At 27.2% G+C, this 20586-nt stretch carries 15 protein-coding genes and 4 tRNA genes; 4 read left to right on the forward strand and 15 right to left on the reverse strand.

What is annotated here, in order from left to right:
- Nucleotides 1–25: 25 nt before the first annotated feature.
- The 12 genes from rpoC to D9V78_RS00190 form a co-directional block, all read right to left on the reverse strand.
- On the reverse strand, nt 26–4177 hold the full coding sequence (rpoC, locus tag D9V78_RS00135; RefSeq protein WP_158350241.1) for a DNA-directed RNA polymerase subunit beta': 4152 nt from the start codon (nt 4175–4177) through the stop codon (nt 26–28).
- 66 nt (nt 4178–4243) lie between these two features.
- Nucleotides 4244–8272, reverse strand: a complete 4029-nt coding sequence (rpoB, locus tag D9V78_RS00140; RefSeq protein ID WP_158350243.1) for a DNA-directed RNA polymerase subunit beta — start codon at nt 8270–8272, stop codon at nt 4244–4246.
- Between the two features lie 238 nt (nt 8273–8510).
- Complete coding sequence (gene rplL, locus D9V78_RS00145; RefSeq protein ID WP_158350245.1) at nt 8511–8879, reverse strand: 50S ribosomal protein L7/L12; 369 nt, start codon at nt 8877–8879, stop codon at nt 8511–8513.
- A gap of 45 nt (nt 8880–8924) precedes the next feature.
- Nucleotides 8925–9443 (reverse strand): 50S ribosomal protein L10, encoded by a 519-nt coding sequence (rplJ, locus tag D9V78_RS00150; RefSeq protein WP_158350247.1) that lies wholly within the window; start codon nt 9441–9443, stop codon nt 8925–8927.
- A gap of 79 nt (nt 9444–9522) precedes the next feature.
- Nucleotides 9523–10212 (reverse strand): 50S ribosomal protein L1, encoded by a 690-nt coding sequence (gene rplA / locus D9V78_RS00155; protein WP_158350249.1) that lies wholly within the window; start codon nt 10210–10212, stop codon nt 9523–9525.
- On the reverse strand, nt 10213–10641 hold the full coding sequence (gene rplK, locus D9V78_RS00160) for a 50S ribosomal protein L11 (RefSeq protein WP_158350251.1): 429 nt from the start codon (nt 10639–10641) through the stop codon (nt 10213–10215).
- A 43-nt stretch (nt 10642–10684) separates the two neighbouring features.
- Nucleotides 10685–11233 carry a transcription termination/antitermination protein NusG gene (gene nusG / locus D9V78_RS00165; RefSeq protein ID WP_158350253.1) on the reverse strand — a complete coding sequence of 183 codons (549 nt, stop codon included), beginning with the start codon at nt 11231–11233 and terminating at the stop codon, nt 10685–10687.
- Nucleotides 11234–11235: 2 nt separating this feature from the next.
- Nucleotides 11236–11424 (reverse strand): preprotein translocase subunit SecE, encoded by a 189-nt coding sequence (secE, locus tag D9V78_RS02125; RefSeq protein ID WP_158350255.1) that lies wholly within the window; start codon nt 11422–11424, stop codon nt 11236–11238.
- Between the two features lie 156 nt (nt 11425–11580).
- Nucleotides 11581–11655 (reverse strand) — tRNA-Thr (locus D9V78_RS00175).
- 8 nt (nt 11656–11663) lie between these two features.
- Nucleotides 11664–11735: transfer RNA gene (locus D9V78_RS00180), tRNA-Gly, on the reverse strand.
- Between the two features lie 15 nt (nt 11736–11750).
- A tRNA-Tyr gene (locus D9V78_RS00185) sits at nt 11751–11833 on the reverse strand.
- Between the two features lie 15 nt (nt 11834–11848).
- Nucleotides 11849–11921: transfer RNA gene (locus D9V78_RS00190), tRNA-Thr, on the reverse strand.
- Nucleotides 11922–12119: 198 nt separating this feature from the next.
- Here D9V78_RS00190 and D9V78_RS00195 point away from each other — a divergent pair.
- The 4 genes from D9V78_RS00195 (at nt 12120) to argH (ending at nt 16539) form a co-directional block, all read left to right on the forward strand.
- On the forward strand, nt 12120–13004 hold the full coding sequence (locus tag D9V78_RS00195; RefSeq protein ID WP_158350257.1) for a methylenetetrahydrofolate reductase: 885 nt from the start codon (nt 12120–12122) through the stop codon (nt 13002–13004).
- A 71-nt stretch (nt 13005–13075) separates the two neighbouring features.
- Nucleotides 13076–13846 (forward strand): hypothetical protein, encoded by a 771-nt coding sequence (locus tag D9V78_RS00200; RefSeq protein ID WP_158350259.1) that lies wholly within the window; start codon nt 13076–13078, stop codon nt 13844–13846.
- 20 nt (nt 13847–13866) lie between these two features.
- Nucleotides 13867–15081 (forward strand): argininosuccinate synthase, encoded by a 1215-nt coding sequence (locus D9V78_RS00205; protein ID WP_158350261.1) that lies wholly within the window; start codon nt 13867–13869, stop codon nt 15079–15081.
- Nucleotides 15082–15141: 60 nt separating this feature from the next.
- Nucleotides 15142–16539, forward strand: a complete 1398-nt coding sequence (gene argH / locus D9V78_RS00210) for an argininosuccinate lyase (RefSeq protein ID WP_158350263.1) — start codon at nt 15142–15144, stop codon at nt 16537–16539.
- Nucleotides 16540–16627: 88 nt separating this feature from the next.
- On the opposite strand, the gene rpoD is transcribed toward argH, so the two are convergent.
- The 3 genes from rpoD to rpsU form a co-directional block, all read right to left on the reverse strand.
- A complete protein-coding gene (gene rpoD, locus D9V78_RS00215) occupies nt 16628–18427 on the reverse strand; it encodes an RNA polymerase sigma factor RpoD (RefSeq protein ID WP_158350265.1) in 1800 nt (599 codons plus the stop codon).
- Between the two features lie 78 nt (nt 18428–18505).
- Nucleotides 18506–20242: a DNA primase gene (gene dnaG / locus D9V78_RS00220; protein WP_158350267.1), complete on the reverse strand. Its 1737-nt coding sequence runs from the start codon at nt 20240–20242 to the stop codon at nt 18506–18508.
- A gap of 70 nt (nt 20243–20312) precedes the next feature.
- Nucleotides 20313–20528, reverse strand: coding sequence for a 30S ribosomal protein S21 (gene rpsU, locus D9V78_RS00225; protein WP_158350268.1), 216 nt, complete (start codon nt 20526–20528; stop codon nt 20313–20315).
- Nucleotides 20529–20586: the final 58 nt, after the last annotated feature.

Below are 20586 nucleotides of genomic sequence, written 5' to 3' on the forward strand. Positions count from 1 at the left end.
TTTTTTTAAATTTTTTAATTATTTTTTATTTTTTTTTTTTTTTTTTTTTTTTAGTTTTTTTTTTTATTCGATTAATATGATATATATATCCTGTACCTGCAGGAATTAATCTTCCTACAATAACATTTTCTTTTAGTCCGCGTAAATTATCACGTTTTCCTGATACAGCTGCTTCAGTTAATACTCGAGTTGTTTCTTGGAATGATGCTGCAGATATAAAAGATTCTGTTGCTAGCGATGCCCTAGTTATTCCAAGTAAATTTCTTGAAAAAGTAGCTGGTTTTTGGTGTATGTTTTTTAATTTACTATTTTGTATTTTTACTCGTGAATATTCTATTTGTTCTCCATTTAAAAAATTAGATTGTCCTGGATTTGTAATAGTTACTTTTCTTAACATCTGTTTTATAATAACTTCAATATGTTTATCGTTAATTTTTACTCCTTGTAGTCGATATACTGATTGTACTTCGTTGACTATATGCTGTGTTACACTTTCTATGCCTTTTAATCGAAGGATATCATGAGGAGATTCAATACCATTGGAAATAATGTCTCCTTTTTTAATTATTTCTCCTTCAAATACACTTATAGGTCGAGATTTAGGAATCATTACTTCGTATATTTTTTCATTTTTATTGTGTGGTGTAATTATTAGTCTTATTTTCCCTTTTGTTTCTTTTCCGAATGAGACCAATCCATTGATTTCAGATAGAATTGCTAAATCTTTTCCGTATCGTGCTTCAAATAAATCTGCTACACGAGGCAAACCTCCTGTAATATCTTTTGTTCCTGCTGTTGCTTTAGGGATTCTTGCAATAATATCTCCAGGATTTACTAATGCCTGGTCACTTAATTGTATTAATGCTTTGCCAGGTAAAAAATATTGTATTGGTACTTCTGTACCTGGTATAAAAATATCATCTCCATTTTTTTTGGTAATTTTTATAGTTGGTCGCAATTCTTTCCCTAGATTAGTACGTTCTGATACATCTAATATTACTATAGAAGATAAACCAGTTAATTCATCATTTTGTTGAATAATACTTTGTCCTGGAATCATATCTATAAATTTGACGTATCCAGAAATTTCAGTTATAATTGGTGTAGTATGTGGATCCCAAGTTGCTAATGTTTCACCAATATTTACTGTTTCTTGATCTCCTTTCTCTAGAATAGCTCCATAAGGTATTTTATAACTTTCTTTAATTTTTCCTAATATGTCAATTATGTTAAGTTCAACTTTTTGGTCAATAATAACAGTTTTTCCATAAAAATTTTTTACTGTTTTAGCATTATTTAATCGAATAGTACCTGTATTTTTAACTTCAATACGTGATTCCGATACAGCTCGAGATGCTGCACCTCCAATATGAAATGTACGCATTGTTAACTGAGTACCTGGTTCACCAATAGATTGTGCTGCTATTACACCAATAGCTTCACCCGTTTTTACTAATTCCATACGAGATAAATCATAACCATAGCAACATGCACATACTCCAAAATTTGTTTTACAGTGTACTACTGATCTTACAGTGACAGAATCAACATTGTGTGTAGTTAATTCATGACAGTGATAATCACTAAGTAGTGTATTTTCTGTAATTAGTATTTTATTTGTTCTTGGATCAAGAACGTTTTTTGTTGTGATACGTCCTATTACTCTGTCACGTAATGGTTCTTTTATATCACTTCCTTCAATAATAGATTGTAATGTAATACCCTTTCTAGTACCACAATCATATTCTGTAATTACTAGATCTTGTGAAACATCAACTAATCTACGTGTTAGATACCCAGAATTTGCAGTTTTTAAAGCAGTATCAGCCAATCCTTTTCTTGCTCCATGAGTAGAAATAAAATATTGTAATATGTTTAATCCTTCTCTGAAGTTTGCTGTAATAGGTGTTTCAATAATAGAACCATCTGGTTTAGCCATTAAACCTCTCATGCCTGCCAATTGTCTGATTTGTGCTGCAGATCCTCTAGCTCCAGAATCAGCCATCATAAAAATATTATTAAAAGATTTTTGTTGTATATTTTTTATTGGGTTTGTTGTATGGTTTTCAATAGATAAATTTTTCATCATGGCTTGAGATATTTTTTCATTAGCAGTAGACCATATATCAACTACTTTGTTATATTTTTCACCTGGAGTCACTAAACCTGATTGAAATTGTTCTTGTATTTCCCGTACTTCTTGTTCTGCTATGTTTAGCAATTCTTTCTTTTCTTTAGGTACAACTAAATCATCAATACCAACTGAAATTCCAGATAACGTAGAATATTTAAAACCAGTATACATCATTTGATCTGCGAATTTTACTGTTGCCTCTAAACCTAATGTTTGTGCACATAATGTCATAATATATGCAATAGATTGTTTTTTTAATGTATTACGTAATACGCTAAATGGTAAACCTTTAGGAAAAATTTGCCATAAAATTGCTCTTCCGACTGTAGTATATATTATGTTTTCTTGTTTAGTAAAAGTACCCATTTTACTTTTAGTATATTCTACAATATTGACATATACTCTTGTATGTAAGGAAATTGAACCCATTTGGTATACTTTTTCTACTTCGTATATACTTTTAAATAAAGCTCCTTCACCTAGAATATATTTTTTCTTTCTTGTCATATAGTATAGTCCCAGCACAACATCCTGTGATGGTATGACTACTGGTTCTCCGTTAGCTGGAGAAAGAATATTTTTTGTTGACATCATTAAAGACTGTGCTTCTAGTTGTGATTCTTTTGTTAATGGTATGTGTACAGCCATTTGATCACCATCAAAATCTGCGTTGTACGCAGAACACACTAAAGGATGTAATTGTATAGATTTTCCATCTATAAGGATGGGATTAAATGCCTGTATACCTAATCTGTGTAATGTGGGTGCGCGATTTAATAATACTGGGTGTGTACTAATTATTTCGTCTAACACATCCCATATAATTGGATTAGAAGATTCAACCATTCTTTTAGCAGTCTTAATAGTTGCAGCTAATCCTTTTTTTTCTAATTTTCCTAAAACGAATGGTTTAAATAATTCTAATGCCATTTTTTTTGGTAAACCGCATTGATTTAATTTCAAGTATGGTCCTACTGTAATAACAGAACGTCCAGAATAATCTACTCTTTTTCCTAAGAGATTTTGTCTGAATCGACCTTGTTTCCCTTTAATCATATCAGCTAATGATTTTAATGGTCTTTTATTGGATCCTAAAATTGCTTTACCTCGTCTTCCATTATCTAATAATGCATCTACTGCTTCTTGCAACATTCTTTTTTCATTACGGATAATAATATCTGGTGCAAATAGTTCTAACAATCTTTTCAATCGATTATTTCTATTTATTACTCTACGATATAAATCATTTAAATCTGATGTAGCAAAACGTCCTCCATCTAATGGTACTAAGGGTCTTAAATCTGGTGGTAAAATTGGTAATACATTTAAAATCATCCATTCTGGTTTATTTTCTGATAGAATAAATGATTCTATTATTTTTATTCGTTTTGTTAGTTTTTTCTTTTTTGTTTCTGAGTTGCCTTCTTGTAATTGATTGTGTATTTTTTCATATTCTTCAGCTAAATCAATTTCTTTTAATAAGATTTGGATTGCTTCTGCTCCCATTCTAGCATCGAATTCATCACCAAACTCTTCTATAGCATTCAAATATTGTTCTTCTGTTAATATTTGTTTTTTCTCAAGATCCGTCATTCCTTCTTCTATGATGATATAAGATTCAAAATATAGTACTCGCTCTATATCACGTAACGGGATGTCTAGTAGCAAACTTATTTTTGATGGTAGTGATTTTAAAAACCAGATATGAGATACAGGTGTAGCAAGTTCAACATGTCCCATACGTTCACGTCGTACTCTAGTATGAGTTACTTCCACACCACATTTTTCACATATAATACCACGATGTTTAAGTCGTTTATATTTTCCACATAAGCATTCATAATCTTTAATTGGTCCAAAGATTTTTGAACAAAATAATCCGTCACGTTCAGGTTTGAAGGTACGATAATTAATAGTTTCTGGTTTTTTTACTTCTCCAAACGACCAAGATCGAATGACGTCTGGAGATGCGAGTTGAATTTTAATAGAATTGAAATCTGCAATATTATTATTATTTTTTATGAACTTCATGACGTCTTTCATAAGATTATTTCCTATATCAATATGTTAAGAGTGATTTATTTTATTTTAAATATATATTGTGTTATTTTATTTATCATCAAGAGCAATATTAATCCCTAAAGAGCGAATTTCACGTAATAATACATTAAAAGATTCCGGCATACCAGGATTCATATGATAATTACTTTTGACAATATTTTTATATATTTTAGTTCTACCATTTACATCATCAGATTTTACAGTTAACATTTCTTGTAAAGTATACGCTGCTCCATATGCTTCTAACGCCCAAACTTCCATTTCACCAAATCTTTGACCTCCAAACTGAGCTTTTCCACCTAACGGTTGTTGTGTAATTAAACTGTATGATCCAGTGGATCTAGCATGCATTTTATCATCTACTAGGTGATTTAGTTTCAGCATATACATATATCCTACTGTAACTGGTCTTTCAAATTTATTACCAGTACGGCCATCAAATAAATCTATTTGTCCTGACTTAGGAATTCCTCCTAATTTTAATAATTCTTTTATTTCTTGTTCATTTGCTCCATCGAATACTGGTGTTGAAATTGGTAATCCGTTTTTATAATTCCTCGCAAGAGTTAATATTTCAGAATCTGAAAAATTATCAAAATTAATTTTTTGTCTAATTTTATTTCCAGAGTGGAATACTTTTTGTATAAATTGACGAATATGTGCAATAGATTTTTGTTTTTTGAGCATATTATTGATTTTATTTCCTATACCTTTAGCTGCCATACCTAAATGTGTTTCTAAAATTTGACCAATATTCATACGTGATGGTACACCTAATGGATTTAGTACAATATCGATTGGTATTCCGTATTTATCGTATGGCATATCTTCAATAGGATTAATCTTTGATATTACACCTTTGTTTCCATGTCTTCCTGCTATTTTATCTCCAGTTTGTATTTTTCGTTTAATCGCTAGGTATACTTTAATATTTTTTAATACGCCTGGTGCTAGGTCATCACCTTGTATAATTTTCTTTGTTTTAAATTCTATTTTTTTTTCGAATTTTTTTTTGAATTGTTTGTATTTTTGGAATATATTTTTTATTTGTCTGGATATTTTTAGGTTTTTAGTGTCAATTTTATACCATTTTTCTTGATTTATTTTTTGTAATTGATGTTTTGTTATGCCTGAAGATATTAAAATATTTTTTATACGTTTAAATAAATAATATTTAAATATTTTAAATTCTTTAGTTAGTTCTTTTTTTACATTTTGGATTTGCATACTTTCAATTTCTAAAGTTCGTTTATCTTTTTCTATTCCATTTTTTGTTAGGATTTGTACATCTATTACTGTTCCTGATATTCCACTAGGTACTCGAAGTGAAGAATCTTTAACATCTGATGCTTTTTCTCCAAAAATTGCTCTTAATAGCTTTTCTTCAGGAGTTAATTGGCTTTCATTTTTTGGTGTAACTTTTCCAACTAATATGTCTCCTTCGGTTACTTCTGCTCCTATGTATACAATACCTGATGCGTCTAACTTTGCCAGACAAGATGGACTAATATTTGGTATATCAGAACTAATTTCTTCAGGTCCAAGTTTAGTATCACGCGCCATACAGGATAATTCTTGAATATGAATTGTAGTTAGTTGATCGTGGTGCATGATTTTTTCTGAAATTAATATGGAATCTTCAAAGTTATATCCGTGCCATGACATAAATGCTACTCGCATATTTTGTCCTAACGCAAGTTCACCTAAATCTGTTGCTGGACCATCTGCTAATACGTTACCTTTACTAATTTGATCGCCTACTTTAATGCATGGTATCTGATTAATACAAGTATTCTGATTAGATCGAGTGTATTTTACTAAATTATAAATGTCAATTCCTGCTTCATCTGATGTGATTTGATTGGGTTCAACTTTTACAATAATTCTTGACGCATCAACGTATTGTACTATTCCGCTTCTTTTAGCAGTGACTGTTACTCCAGAATCTACAGCAACGTATCGTTCTATTCCTGTTCCAACTAATGGTGTTTCAGCTTTCATAATCGGAATTGCTTGTCTTTGCATGTTAGCGCCCATTAAAGCTCTGTTCGCGTCATTGTGTTCTAAAAAGGGAATTAAAGCCGCTCCTACAGAAACAGTTTGCTGGGCAGAAACATCCATGTAATGAATTTTTTTTGTTGGGAAAAAATTTGTTTCGCCTTGGAATCTACATGTAATAAATGTATCAAGTAATTTCCCTGTTTTATCAGTATTTTTATTTACCTGAGCAATAATATAATTATTTTCTTCAATAGCGGATAAATAATGTATATTATTTGTTAATACTCCATTTTTTACTTCACGATAAGGTGTTTCTAAAAAACCATATGAATTAATTTTTGCATATATTGCTAAAGAATTTATTAAGCCAATATTTGGTCCTTCAGGTGTTTCAATTGGGCAAATTCTTCCATAATGTGTTGGGTGTACATCACGTACTTCAAATCCCGCTCGTTCACGAGTTAGTCCACCCACTCCTAGTGCAGAAATTCTTCGTTTGTGTGTGATTTCAGAAAGCGGATTGTTTTGATCCATAAATTGTGATAATTGGCTAGATGTAAAAAATTCTTTTACTACAGCAGAAATTGGTTTAGAGTTTATAATATCTTGTGGCATTAAGCTTTCTAATTCTCCTAAAGACAATTTTTCCCGAACAGTTTTTTCTACTCTAATTAATCCAATACGAAATTGATTTTCTATCATTTCACCAATTGATCTAATTCGTCTATTACCTAGATGATCAATATCATCAATTTTTCCTTTTCCGTTGCGGATATCAATTAATTTTTGTATCACACAAATAATATCTTCTTTGGTTAGTACTGTTTTTTCATGATTTATTTGTTGTGATAAAGTATTATTAAATTTCATGCGACCTACAGTAGATAGGTCATATCTTTCTTCTGAAAAGAAGAGATTGGAAAATAAGTTTTCCGCTGCTTCTTTAGTTGGAGGTTCTCCTGGTCGTATTATTCTATATATTTCTATTAGTGAACTTGTGATATCAGATGTTGGATCAATTCTTAATGTTTTTGAAATGTATGCACCACGATTTGTTCGATTTGTAAAAATTGTTTCTACAGTATGAATATTTTCTTTTTTAAATTTTTTAATATATTCTGCAGTTATTTTAGTATTAGCAAAAATAATAGTTTTTTTATTTTTTTTATCAAGGTAATCTTTGCAAACAACTTGTCCGATTATACATTCAACTGGTATTTCAGTTAATGTAATATTTTCTTTTTTTAGTTGTTGAATATGTTGATGATTAATTTTTTCGCCTTTTTTTATATATACGATATCGTTATGAATAATATTGAATGATATTTTTTCTCCATATAATTGTTCGGCATGTAATTCAAAGTATATTTTATTTTTAATGAAGTGGTAGATTTTTTTTTTAAAAAAAATATTTAAAATTTCTGTATTATTATATCCTAAAGCACGTAGTATCATACTGATTGGTACTTTTTTACGTCGATCGATGCGTGCAAATAGATGATCTTTATGGTCAAACTCAAAATCTAACCAAGATCCTCTATAAGGGATAATACGTGCATTATATAATGTTTTTCCCGAAATGTGTGTCTTTCCTTTATCACTATCAAAGAATACTCCTGGACTTCGATGTAATTGCGATACAACTACTCTTTCAGTTCCATTAATAATAAATGTTCCATTGTTTGTCATAATGGGAATTTCTCCCATATATACTTCTTGTTCTTTTATATTTTTAATATTTTCATGTTTTCCATCTGGTTCGTATACTACTAGCCTTAGTGTGACGCGTATTGATATAGAATATGTTGTACCTCTTACTTGGCAATCTCTAGCATCAAATATGGGTTCTCCTATACTATAGTTAACATATTGTAATTCAGCATTTTGATTATAACTTGTTATAGGGAAAATTGATTGAAAAACTGATTCTAAACCTTTTTGTTTTGTGTTGTCTTGATTGATAAATTTATTATAAGATTCTACCTGTACGGAAAGTAGATAAGGAATGTCTAATATTGTATTATATTTTCCAAAATCTTTCCGGATACGTTTTTTTTCAGTTTCAGAATACACTATATTTCCAGTATGTTTGAGATAATGAGTTTATACATATAAAATTTATGTAATATGTAAAAATACATTATACAGTGATTGTTTAATTAGGATAAGTATTATAATACTTTTTTGATATAAATATAAATATATTATTTTTATGTTTAATAGATATAATATATTTTTATAGATTATAGCTGGTGATAAATTATTCACCAGCACATGTTTTTATATGTTGAGTTATATTTGTAAATATTATTTTTTATTTTATTTCAACAATTGCACCGGATTTTTCTAAAAGATTTTTAAATGTTTCAGCTTCTTTTTTACTTATTTTTTCTTTTAATGTAGTTGGTGCAGATTCTACGAGATCTTTTGATTCTTTTAATCCTAGACCAATAGTGCTGCGCACTGCTTTAATTACTGCAATTTTATTTTTTCCGATTGATTTAAGTATTACATCAAATTCTGTTTTTTCTTCTATTTGTTCTTTTTGTTGATTTTGGTTTTGTGTATTTATAGGAATTGCAGATACTCCGAATTTTTTTTCCATAGTAGAAACAAGATCAACAATTTCCATAACAGACATTGTTGATATTGCATCTATTATTTGTTCTTTTGTAATCGCCATTATTAATATTCCTAACAACAATAAAAATTAATTTTATTTAATATTTTAGTTTACTACAGTAGTATTTATTTTAATATTATTTTCTTTTGTAATTTGTAATAATATAGAAAATAATTTTCCTATTGTTGCATTTTTTATAGTGAAAATAAATTTTGCTATTGCTTCTTTCAAGTTTGGTAAATTTGCTAAATCAATAATTTCTGTCTTTGATAGAATTTTATTATGCATGGCTGCAGTAGTAATTTTAAAATTCTTATTTTTTTGTGAAAATTTTCGGAATATTTTTGCTGCGCTTCCTGGATGATCTAATGAGCATCCAATTATTGTAGGGCCTGAAATTTTTCTATTTAAGCATTCTAGTTGTGTATTTTTTAATGATATTTTGAGTAATGTATTTTTTATGACATATAAAAATACATTTTCTTGACGGCTAATTTTTCGTAATGCATTAATTTTATTTACAGAAATATTTCTTGATGAGGCAAGAACTACAGATAATGATTTTTTTACAATTTGATTAATTTTAATAGCAATGTTTTTTTTTTCATCTAGATTTAATGCCATTCATTTTCTCCTAAATATATTTTATTAAAAAGACATGTTAAATATATGGCAATAATAACATTGATTTTAGTATTTTTTTTTACAATATACTATTTAATGCAATCATAATACCGCATCCCATTGTTGTTGATAAGAAAATTTTTTGAATAAATTGACCTTTAGTGGTGGTTGGTTTATTTTTTTTTATATCATACATAAGTGCTGTAAAATTTTCTTGTATATAATTTTTTTGGAAGTTAATTTTTCCAATAGATGTATGTATAATTCCATATTTATCATTTTTATATCGTATGTTTCCTTTTTTAAATTTTTTTACTGCTGATTCAATGTTTTCTGTAATAGTTCCTGTTTTTGGATTAGGCATTAACCCTTTCGGTCCTAGTATTGGTCCTAATGTACTTACAATATGCATGGTATCAGGTGAGGCAATAACAACGTCATATTTATTTTTTTTATTTTTTAATATTTCAGCAATTTCTATTCCTCCAACTAGATCTGCACCATTTTCTTTTGCTATTTGTATATTTGAACCTTGTGTAAATACAACAATTTTAATTTTTTTACCTAATCCATGTGGTAATACTGTTGTTCCTCTAATATTTTGTTCAGTTTTTTTAGGGTCAATATTGACATGAATAGATATATCTACACTTTCAATAAAATTTTTTTTTTGATATTTTTTTAAAATTTCAATTGCTTCTTCAAGAGAATATTCTTTATTGAGGTTAATCTTGTTTTTAATTTCTTTTTTTTTTGTAATTTTTTTCATTTAATCCTCGATATTTAAACCCATAGATTTTGCCGTACCTTGAATAGATCGTTTTGCTTGTTTAATATTTGCTCCAGTCATATCTTTAAATTTTATTTGTGCTATTTCTTGTATTTGTTGTTGATTAATACTGCCAATATTTTCTAATTTTGGTTTACTAGATCCTTTTTTAATATTAGCATATTTTTTTATTAGAAAAGATGCTGGGGGTGTTTTAGTGATAAATGTAAATGATCGATCTGTATATACAGTAATTATAACAGGTATAGGAATTCCTTTTTCTAAGTTTTTTGTTTTTTCATTAAAAGATTTGCAAAATTCCATAATGTTGATTCCTTTCTGTCCTAACGCGGGTCCTATTGGCGGACTGGGATTTGCCATTCCAGAAGAGACTTGTAACTTTATATATGATTGTATTTTTTTTGCCATAGTTTTTTTATGATGATATAGTTAAATTATTATATTGGTAATATTATGTGTTTTTTTCAATTTGATTAAAATTTAATTCTACTGGTGTTGATCTTCCAAAAATTGATACTGAGACTTTGATTCTATTTTTTCCATAATCTATATCTTCTACAATTCCAGGAAAGTTAGCAAATGGACCATTTTTAACACGTATTTTTTCTCCTATTGTAAATGTTATTTTTGGTCTGGGTTGATCTCCTAATAATGATAATTTATGGTTAATCTTTTGAATTTCTTTTTCGTGAATAGGGGTGGGTTGATTTATCGATCCTCCTATAAATCCTATTATTTTTGGTACGCTATTAATTAATAACCAACTTGTTTCGTTAATATGCATATTTATTAAAATATATCCAGGAAAAAATTTTAATTCACTTTTTTTTTCTTCTCCTGATTGTATTTCTATTACTTTTTCTCCTGGTACCATAATTTTACCAAAGAGGTTGCTAATCTTACTAGATTTTATTTTTTCTTTTATTTTTTTTACTGTACGGTTCTCGAGTCCTGAAAAAGTTTGTAATATATACCAACTTTTCTTGTGAGAGTTATACATATTTAAAACCTTGCATGAATAATTGATGATATGATAAAAAATAAAGTTTTATCTATCGTCCATAAAATTAAAGATAATAGGATACTTGAAAATAATATAGTGAATGTAATTTGCATAGTATCGTAGAATTTTGGCCAACATATATTATGAATTTCTAATTTTAATGATTGAATGAACTTGATTATTTTCATTTTTATTATAGATGTGAAATAAATAGTTTTTCGTTGTATAATACAATGGAGATATTCGTATATTGAAATATTATAAATATATTTTTTTGTAATTTATATCTTTTTTTTGAAAAGATAGAGATGTTATTTTTTTTTATTTTATATTTATATATTTTATGCTGACACCCAGATTTGAACTGGGGTTCTCACCCTTACCAAGGGTGTGCTCTAACCTGACTGAGCCATATCAGCTTTTATTGAGCGGGTAGCGGGAGTCGAACCCGCATTATTAGCTTGGAAGGCTAAGGTAATAACCATTATACCATACCCGCTATTTAATATTTTTATGGTGGAGGAAGGATTCGAACCTTCGAAGTCGTTAGACGGCAAATTTACAGTCTGCTCCCTTTAACCGCTCGGGAACTCCACCAATAAATAGTTATTTTGCCGGCTACCGGAATCGAACTGGTGACCTACTGATTACAAGTCAGTTGCTCTACCTGCTGAGCTAAGCCGGCAATATATTTTTATACCTACCTATATATATTACTTTTAGATTGTGAATTATGCAAGTTTAAATTTCATTTTTTTTTATGAAATTGTAAATTTATTATGAAATTTTCAATTTATTATCAGTATGGAAATTAATTACAGTAAATATGTGGTGTAAAAAACAGTATAATATTTTTATTGGATATTGATTTATAAGGAATTTTATGAAGAAATTTTATAATTCTTGTGCAACCATGCATCAAAATATTTTTGATATTCGTTCAAAACTGAATATCTCATTTGAATTTTTTCCACCTAAAGTATTTCATCAACAAGAAAATAATTTTTTTACTGCAATTAAAAAATTAAGTGTATTCTGTCCAAATTTTATTTCTGTGACATGTTCTCCTCAAGTAGAACATACTATAGATTATACCTATCAAGCTATTCGGCACATTCCTAAAGAATTAAATTTAAATATTGCGCCACATATTACATATATTAATAACATCGATACAATTAAAGAGATAGCTCAAAAATATTGGAATCATGGTATTCGCAGGATTGTTGCTTTACGTGGAGATATTATATCAAAAGAGTACCATTCTGAAGTTTATGCATCTGAATTAGTAACGTTATTAAAAGAGATTGCTGATTTTGATATTTCAGTTGCTGCATATCCTGAAATGCATCCCGAAGCAAAAGATATGACATCGGATTTAATATACTTAAAAAAAAAAATTGATTGTGGTGCGAATAGAGCGATTACGCAATTTTTCTTTGATGCAGATACTTATTTAAGATTTAGAGATCGATGTGTTGATATTGGTATTTCTGTTGACATTGTTCCAGGTATTTTACCTATTATAAATTTTTCTCAATTAAAACGTTTTCTTCGATTAACCAATGTAAGTATACCATCTTGGATGTGTGATGTGTTAAATAACGTAGATAATAATGATATTTATGTTAATAAAATGATTGGTTTAATGATTGCTATGAATATTATTCAAAAATTATGTTCTGCAGGGGTTAGAAATTTTCATTTTTATACATTAAATAATTTTGATATCACTTATGCTTTATGTTCTATATTAACAGCTAAATAAAAATAAATTAATTGTTATGATATAAATTATATTTTATATGAATAAGATTATTTAATCTAGAGTATATTTATATGCAAGAAATATTAGTTATAAAGTTAGGAGGTATTTTATTAAACAGCGTTGTTGCTATGAAAAATTTTTTTAAAATACTATGCGAATATAAAATAAAGAATAGAAATATATTGGTGGTACACGGAGGTACATCTTTAGAAAAATTGTTTTTCCAAAACAATACAATATATAGTAAAGATCAATTGTGTTATAACATTAGGGATGAGTTGAACATAAATTATAAAAAATTGAATTTACTTCTTGGAATGATTAATACAAACATTGTTAAATATGCTCGTATGAACGGAATTAATGCTATTGGTTTAAATTGTACTGATGGTGATACTATTATTTTTCAATCAGCAGATATCGAAAGTTGTATTTGTACTGATTATAATTCTTTAGATTTATTAAATTATCTTTTTTCGCGTAATATTATACCAATTATTAATCCAACAGGAATTACTAAAGATCATACTTTAATTAATATTGATGCTGATATAATATCTATGTTTATATCTAAGGCATTAAAATCGCGGTTAATAATGTTAACAGATGTGAATGCTGTTTTAGATGGTAAAGGTCATGCAATAAAGAAGATGAATAATGTAATGTGTGAACAATTAATTTTAGAAGGTGTAATTAGTACTGGTATGGTTACCAAAGTGAATTCAGCGATTAAGATCTCTAAATTTTTAAATCAATCGGTTAATATTGCTAGTTGGGCAAATTTTATGGAATTAAAAAAAATATTTTATGGTTATACGACGGGTACTTTAATCATGTACTAAGATAAGGAAATTAAGCAAAAATGATCGCAAAACAAAATAAAAAAAAGGTAGTTTTAGCATATTCTGGAGGATTAGATACTTCTGCAATCATTCCTTGGATTAAAGAAAATTATTCTTTAGAAGTAATAGCATTTGTAGCAGATATTGGACAATCGGCAGAAGATTTACATGGTATTTCTGAAAAAGCAATAAAGTCTGGTGCTATTGATTGTTGTATTATTGACTTAAAAGAAAAATTTATCAAAAATTATATTTTTCCGGTATTAAGTACTGGAGCTTTATATGAAGGTAGTTATTTGTTAGGTACAGCTATGGCAAGACCTATTATTGCAAAAGAGCAAGTAAAATTAGCGATAAAAAAAAATGCTATTGCTATTTGTCATGGTGCTACTGGAAAAGGTAATGATCAAATCCGATTTGAAATGGCATATGCTGCTTTAGCTCCACATTTAAAAGTTATCTCTCCTTGGAGGGAATGGAAATTATCTTCTCGGGAAGAATTGATTGATTATTTAAAATGTAGAAATATTACTACTTCTACAACGAAAAAAAAAATATATAGTCGGGATGAAAATATTTGGCATATTTCTACTGAAGGCGGTATATTGGAAAATACTTGGAATGCTCCAGATGCTAATTGTTGGGCGTGGACTAATGACCCAGTGTGTGCACCCGATCAATGCGAATATGTTACTATAAAATTTGAAAAAGGTTATCCAATTTCTATTAACAATAATCGATTAGACTTAGTAAGTATTTTAAAATTTTTAAATGATATTGGTTCTAAACATGGTATTGGTCGTATTGACATTGTTGAAAATCGCGTGATTGGTATTAAATCAAGAGGTTGCTATGAAACGCCTGGTGGAACTATTTTAGTTGCAGCGATGCGAGCTATTGAGCAACTTATATTAGATCGTGATAGTTTTAAATGGCGGGAGCAGCTTGGATTGCAGATGTCATCTATAGTATATAACGGATTATGGTTTACTCCAGTACGTAAAGCTATACAAAATTCGGCTTTTGTATTTTTTAATATGATTTCTGGAAAGGTAGTTATAAAATTATATAAAGGTAATGTATCTGTTATTCAAAAGTATGCCAAACATACATTATATTCAGAAGAATTTGCTACTTTTGGAAAAGATACTGTATATGATCATTATGATGCTCAAGGATTTATTAAATTATTTTCATTATCTTCAAGAATTCGAGCGTTACAAAATAAAAAATAAAAAAAATATATATAAAAATATTATATATTTCTGCATATATGAGAAAGGTGTAAAAGTGTTATGAAGAAACAAAAAAAATTATGGGGAGGGCGATTTAACCAAAAAACTCATCCATTATTTGAAAAATTTAATAGTTCGATACATATTGATTATATTTTAGCAAAATATGATATATTAGGTTCAATTGCATGGTCAGAATCATTACTAGAATGTAATGTTTTAACAGATGAAGAACAACATCAAATTCAAAATGCCTTACATCAAATTTTACAACAAGTATGTGATAATCCTAAAATAATGGTAAATTCCCATGTAGAGGATATTCATACTTGGATAGAAGTACAATTAATAAAAAGAATTGGTAATTTAGGAAAAAAATTACATACTGGACGTAGTCGTAATGATCAAGTTACAACAAGTTTAAAGTTATGGTGTAAATATATTGTACACGATTTAATTACTTATTTACAAAAAATACAATATACATTAATCTTACAAGCTGAAATATCATTAAAATGTATTATGCCAGGTTATACTCATTTACAAAGAGCACAACCGATTACATTTGCATTTTGGTGTTTAGCATATGTTGAAATGTTTAATAGAGATGAAAGTAGATTAAACAATTTATTATATCGATTGAATGTTAGCCCATTAGGTTCAGGTGCTTTATCTGGAACGTTTTGTAAAATTAATCGAGAAAAATTAGCATTACGTTTAGGGTTTGCAAGTTCTACTCGTAATAGTTTAGATGCTGTTTCAGATCGCGATTACGTAGTAGAATTATTATCTATAGCCTCGATGAGTATGATGCATTTATCAAGATTTTCTGAAGATTTTATTTTTTTTAATTCAGGAGAGGTAAATTTTATTGAATTATCAGATTTTCTCACTTCTGGTTCTTCTTTAATGCCTCAAAAAAAAAATCCAGATGCATTAGAATTAATTCGAGGAAAAACAGGTTCAGTATATGGTTCTTTAATCAGTATGCTTGTTATATTAAAAGGATTACCTTTATCGTATAATAAAGATTTGCAAGAAGATAAATCTATTTTATTTCCTGCAATAAATAATTGGATTATTTGTTTAAAAGTTGCTATATTAACTATTAAAACAGTAAAAATAAATATAAATGCTTGTTTAAAATCTGCATGTCAAGGATATTCTAATGCTACTGAATTAACTGAATATTTAGTACATAAAGGTGTTACATTTAGAGAAGCTCATTATATTGTTGGAAAAATAGTATTAGAAGCAATTCAAAAAAAATGTGCTTTAGAGGATTTAAATATATCTGATTTTCAACGATATCATATTTTATTTGATTGCGATGTATATGAGAAATTAAATGTATTGAATTGTATTAATAGTAAATCTTCTAAAGGCGGAGTTTCATTTCGACAAATGTTACATCATATTATGCAAATTAAAAAATCACTTCATGCTAATAATATATAATAATATTTTTTTAAGAAATATAGATTAGCTTCCGATATATTTAAGAAGCTAATTTAAATAATATAGTTTTTAATAGATACAATTTATATCAATCATCTAGAAAATTTTTTAAAATATCTGCTCTACTTGGGTGCCTTAATTTTCGCAAAGCTTTTGCTTCAATCTGTCTTATACGTTCTCTTGTGACAGAAAATTGTTTACCGACTTCTTCTAATGTGTGATCAGTATGCATGTCAATACCAAATCGCATTCTTAATACTTTTGCTTCGCGAGGTGTTAATGCTGATAGGATATTATAGGTAGCTAATCTTAAACTATCCGTGGTTGCTAAATTAATTGGTAATTCCAAATTTGTATCTTCTATAAAATCGCTTAGTTGTGAATCTTCATCATCACCTACTGGTGTTTCCATAGATATTGGTTCTTTAGCTATTTTTAATACTTTTCGAATTTTTTCTTCAGGAATTAACATTCTTGTTGATAATTCTTCTGGAGTAGGTTCTCTACCAATTTCTTGAAGAATTTGTCTAGAAATACGATTAAGTTTGTTAATAGTTTCAATCATATGTACTGGTATACGAATTGTTCTGGCTTGATCTGCAATTGATCTAGTAATTGCTTGTCTAATCCACCATGTAGCATATGTTGAAAATTTATATCCTCTTTGATATTCAAATTTTTCAACTGCTTTCATTAATCCAATATTTCCTTCTTGTATCAAGTCTAGGAATTGTAATCCTCGATTAGTATATTTTTTTGCAATAGAAATCACTAATCTTAAATTTGCTTCTATCATTTCTTTTTTAGCTTGCTTTGTTTGCAATTCACCCATTAACATACGTTTATTAATTTTTTTAATATCTTGTATGAATAATCCAGTTTCTTTTTCAATTTGTTTGAGTTTTTTTGTAATTATAAGTATATTATCTTTTATTTTGTATAATTTTTTAGACCAAGATTTATTGATTTTACTAATATCATTAAACCATTTCTCATTAGTTTCATGACCAATAAAAGATTTTATGAATATTTTTTTTGGTATTTTACATTTTTCTACACATAATTTCATAATTCGTCGTTCTTGTATTCTAATTCTTTGTATCATGTTGCGTATGTTTTTGATTAAATAATCAAATTGTTTGGGTACTAATTTGACTTTCTTAAATATTTTAGATAATTTATTAATTTCTTTTTTGGAATCTTCATGTTCTCTATTTTTTTGATTAATGATTTTGTTTGTTTTAATATATTGTTTTTTTAATTTTTGAAAAAATTTTTCTGCTAATGCTGGATCAATATTGTATTCTTCTATATTAAGATCAATGTTTGTTTTTAGTATATTATTATTTTTTTTTATGTTAGATTTTTTGAATAATTTCTTTTCTATTTTTGAGTTTGTGAATCCTAAAATAACATCAGATAATCGAATTTGTCCTAATTGCACTCTCTCGTATTGATTTAAAAGATATATAATAGCTTCAGGATATTCAGATACAGATGATTGTATTTGGTTGATTCCTGATTCAATTTTTTTTGCTATATTAATTTCTCCTTCTCTTGTTAGTAATGCCACAGTACCCATTTCTCGCATGTACATACGTACTGGGTCTGTTGTGCGACTATTGTCTGATTCAGAGTTTTCTTGTGAATATTCATCAGTTTGATCGTAATTAATATTATCTTCATTAATATGCATAATATTTTTTTTTGATATTGTATCAATTACCTGAATACCCATATCATGAATCATTTGTATAATATCCTCAATTTGATGAGAATGAATAACTTCTTCAGATAGATAATTATGAATATCTAGATAAGTCACATATCCTTGAGCTTTACCATGTATAATTAGTAATTTAATTTGCAATTGAGAGCTTTTTTCCATCGGTAGGTGTCCATTTTAAAAGTTAATATAAGTAAATTATACATTGTAAATAAAAATTTTAATATTATATTTTATATATTATGTAATTTTTAATAAAGTTTTATTGATATTCCATAATATTTTTTGTTCTAAGTGATGTAAATTTTTTAATCGATCTTGTATGATTAATTTTTTATATTTTCTTTGTAGTGCAATATTGTATATTTTTTGTATTATATCTAGGAATACATGATTTATATTTTTATAATCAATTAAATTATTCCAATATGCTAATTTTTTGATTATTTTACATCTAGTATCTTTTCTATAAAATTCAAGAATTTGTCCAGTATTTATATTATTATATTTTTTACACATAGTAAATATTTCTAAAAATAAGGATATACCTGATATATTCATTTTTTTTAATTCATTAATTTTAAATGGTATGATATTACTTAATTGAGGGTTTTGTATAATTAAACTAATTAATATACGCATATTATTTATTTTGAAATTTTTTTTTATATAGATTTTTTTTTTTTGATTGAATATATTATATAATTGGTATTCATCTAATATACCTATTTTTTTTCCTATTTCTTTCTTTACATATGTTTGGATATATGTATCTGGTATATTTGTAATTAAAGGTAAATTTTTTTCCAACATATGAGAGATTTTGTAAATCGATGATATATTATTTTTTTGTGTAATTTTTTCTAAAAAACAATTTATTATGTTTTTTGCATTTTTAATTCTATGTTTAAATTTTTCTGTACCGTCCTTATAAATGATACTATTTGGGTCTTCTCCATCAGGTAAAAAAATAAATTGAATATTTCGTATATTATTAACATAAGAGAGTATCATTTGTATAGTACGCCAAGATGCTTGTTTACCTGCTTCATCGCCGTCGTAACAAAAGATGATATGGTTGGTAATTTTAAACAATATGTTAATTTGGTATTTTGTAATGTTTGTTCCTAATATAGCTACTACATTTTTAATATTAAATTGTGTTAATGATATTACATCAAAATAACCCTCTACAATTAGAATGTATGTATTATTTTTTTGAATATTTATTTTTTCAATACCATATATTTGATCACTTTTATTAAAAATAATATTTTTAGGAGAATTAATATATTTAGGATGGTTGCTATTTAGTGATCTACCCCCAAAACCAGTAATTTTACCATATTTATTTTTGATTGGAAAAATTATTTTATGATATAGTCTGTCGTATTGATTTATATTATTTTTTTTATAAATGACTCCCAGATATATTAAATTATTAATATATTTTTTGTTTTTTATATTTTTAGATAAAAAAAACTGGTTATGGGAAAATCCAATATTAAAATAATTGATCATATGAATATTGATTTTTCTATTTTTTAAATATATCTGTGCTATTTTTGAATGCTGTAACTTTATATTTTTAAAGTATAATTTTTCTGCAATTTGATTTGTTTGATATAATTCATTTTTTTTATAATATTTTTTGATTATTTTTTCTGAGTATAATTTAGGAATATCTGTTCCGGTAATATTCGCAAGTTCATGTATACTTTCTATAAAATTGAATTGATGATACTGCATTAAAAAATCAATAATATTACCATTAATATTACATCCGAAACAATAAAAATATTGTTTTTCATGATTAACTGTAAACGAAGGTGTATTTTCTTGGTGAAATGGGCAGAGGCCGTAATAATTGTTTCCAATTTTTTTTATTTGAATGCGTTCAGTAATAATATCAACAATATTTGTTTTATCAAGAATTTCTTTAATTAAGTTTGGTGGTATAAATTGATTTGTGTTCATTATCAGATATAATATATAAAATTGATATTATTAGAAGAATGTAATAAATTAAAAATTTTACCATAGGGGTTTAATACATACGTATGCGACGAGCATTTTCTCGAGATAATTTTTTGACTAATCTTTTTACTGCTGATGCCTTAGCACGTTTTCTTTTTGTGGTAGGTTTTTCATAAAATTCTCTTTTTCTCATTTCAGATAGTATTCCAGATTTTTCACATGCTCTTTTAAATCGTCTTAGTGCTAAATCAAATGGTTCATTTTCTCGAATTTTAATAATCGGCATAATATTTTCCTTATATTATTTTTTTTAATATTGTATATATTATATACTATTTTATTTG

This window comes from Buchnera aphidicola (Sarucallis kahawaluokalani) (assembly GCF_005080725.1).
Taxonomy (GTDB): domain Bacteria; phylum Pseudomonadota; class Gammaproteobacteria; order Enterobacterales; family Enterobacteriaceae; genus Buchnera_L; species Buchnera_L aphidicola_AF.

Coding starts and splice junctions, on each gene's coding strand:
- secE (WP_158350255.1), bottom strand. CDS start 11,424: ATGAAAATAATCAAGTTCATTCAATCATTAAAATTAGAAATTCATAAT.
- rplA (WP_158350249.1), bottom strand. CDS start 10,212: ATGAAAAAAATTACAAAAAAAAAAGAAATTAAAAACAAGATTAACCTC.
- rplL (WP_158350245.1), bottom strand. CDS start 8,879: ATGGCGATTACAAAAGAACAAATAATAGATGCAATATCAACAATGTCT.
- rpoC (WP_158350241.1), bottom strand. CDS start 4,177: ATGAAAGACGTCATGAAGTTCATAAAAAATAATAATAATATTGCAGAT.
- dnaG (WP_158350267.1), bottom strand. CDS start 20,242: ATGAACACAAATCAATTTATACCACCAAACTTAATTAAAGAAATTCTT.
- rplK (WP_158350251.1), bottom strand. CDS start 10,641: ATGGCAAAAAAAATACAATCATATATAAAGTTACAAGTCTCTTCTGGA.
- D9V78_RS00200 (WP_158350259.1), top strand. CDS start 13,076: ATGCAAGAAATATTAGTTATAAAGTTAGGAGGTATTTTATTAAACAGC.
- D9V78_RS00195 (WP_158350257.1), top strand. CDS start 12,120: ATGAAGAAATTTTATAATTCTTGTGCAACCATGCATCAAAATATTTTT.
- nusG (WP_158350253.1), bottom strand. CDS start 11,233: ATGTATAACTCTCACAAGAAAAGTTGGTATATATTACAAACTTTTTCA.
- rpoD (WP_158350265.1), bottom strand. CDS start 18,427: ATGGAAAAAAGCTCTCAATTGCAAATTAAATTACTAATTATACATGGT.
- rpsU (WP_158350268.1), bottom strand. CDS start 20,528: ATGCCGATTATTAAAATTCGAGAAAATGAACCATTTGATTTAGCACTA.
- rplJ (WP_158350247.1), bottom strand. CDS start 9,443: ATGGCATTAAATCTAGATGAAAAAAAAAACATTGCTATTAAAATTAAT.
- argH (WP_158350263.1), top strand. CDS start 15,142: ATGAAGAAACAAAAAAAATTATGGGGAGGGCGATTTAACCAAAAAACT.
- D9V78_RS00205 (WP_158350261.1), top strand. CDS start 13,867: ATGATCGCAAAACAAAATAAAAAAAAGGTAGTTTTAGCATATTCTGGA.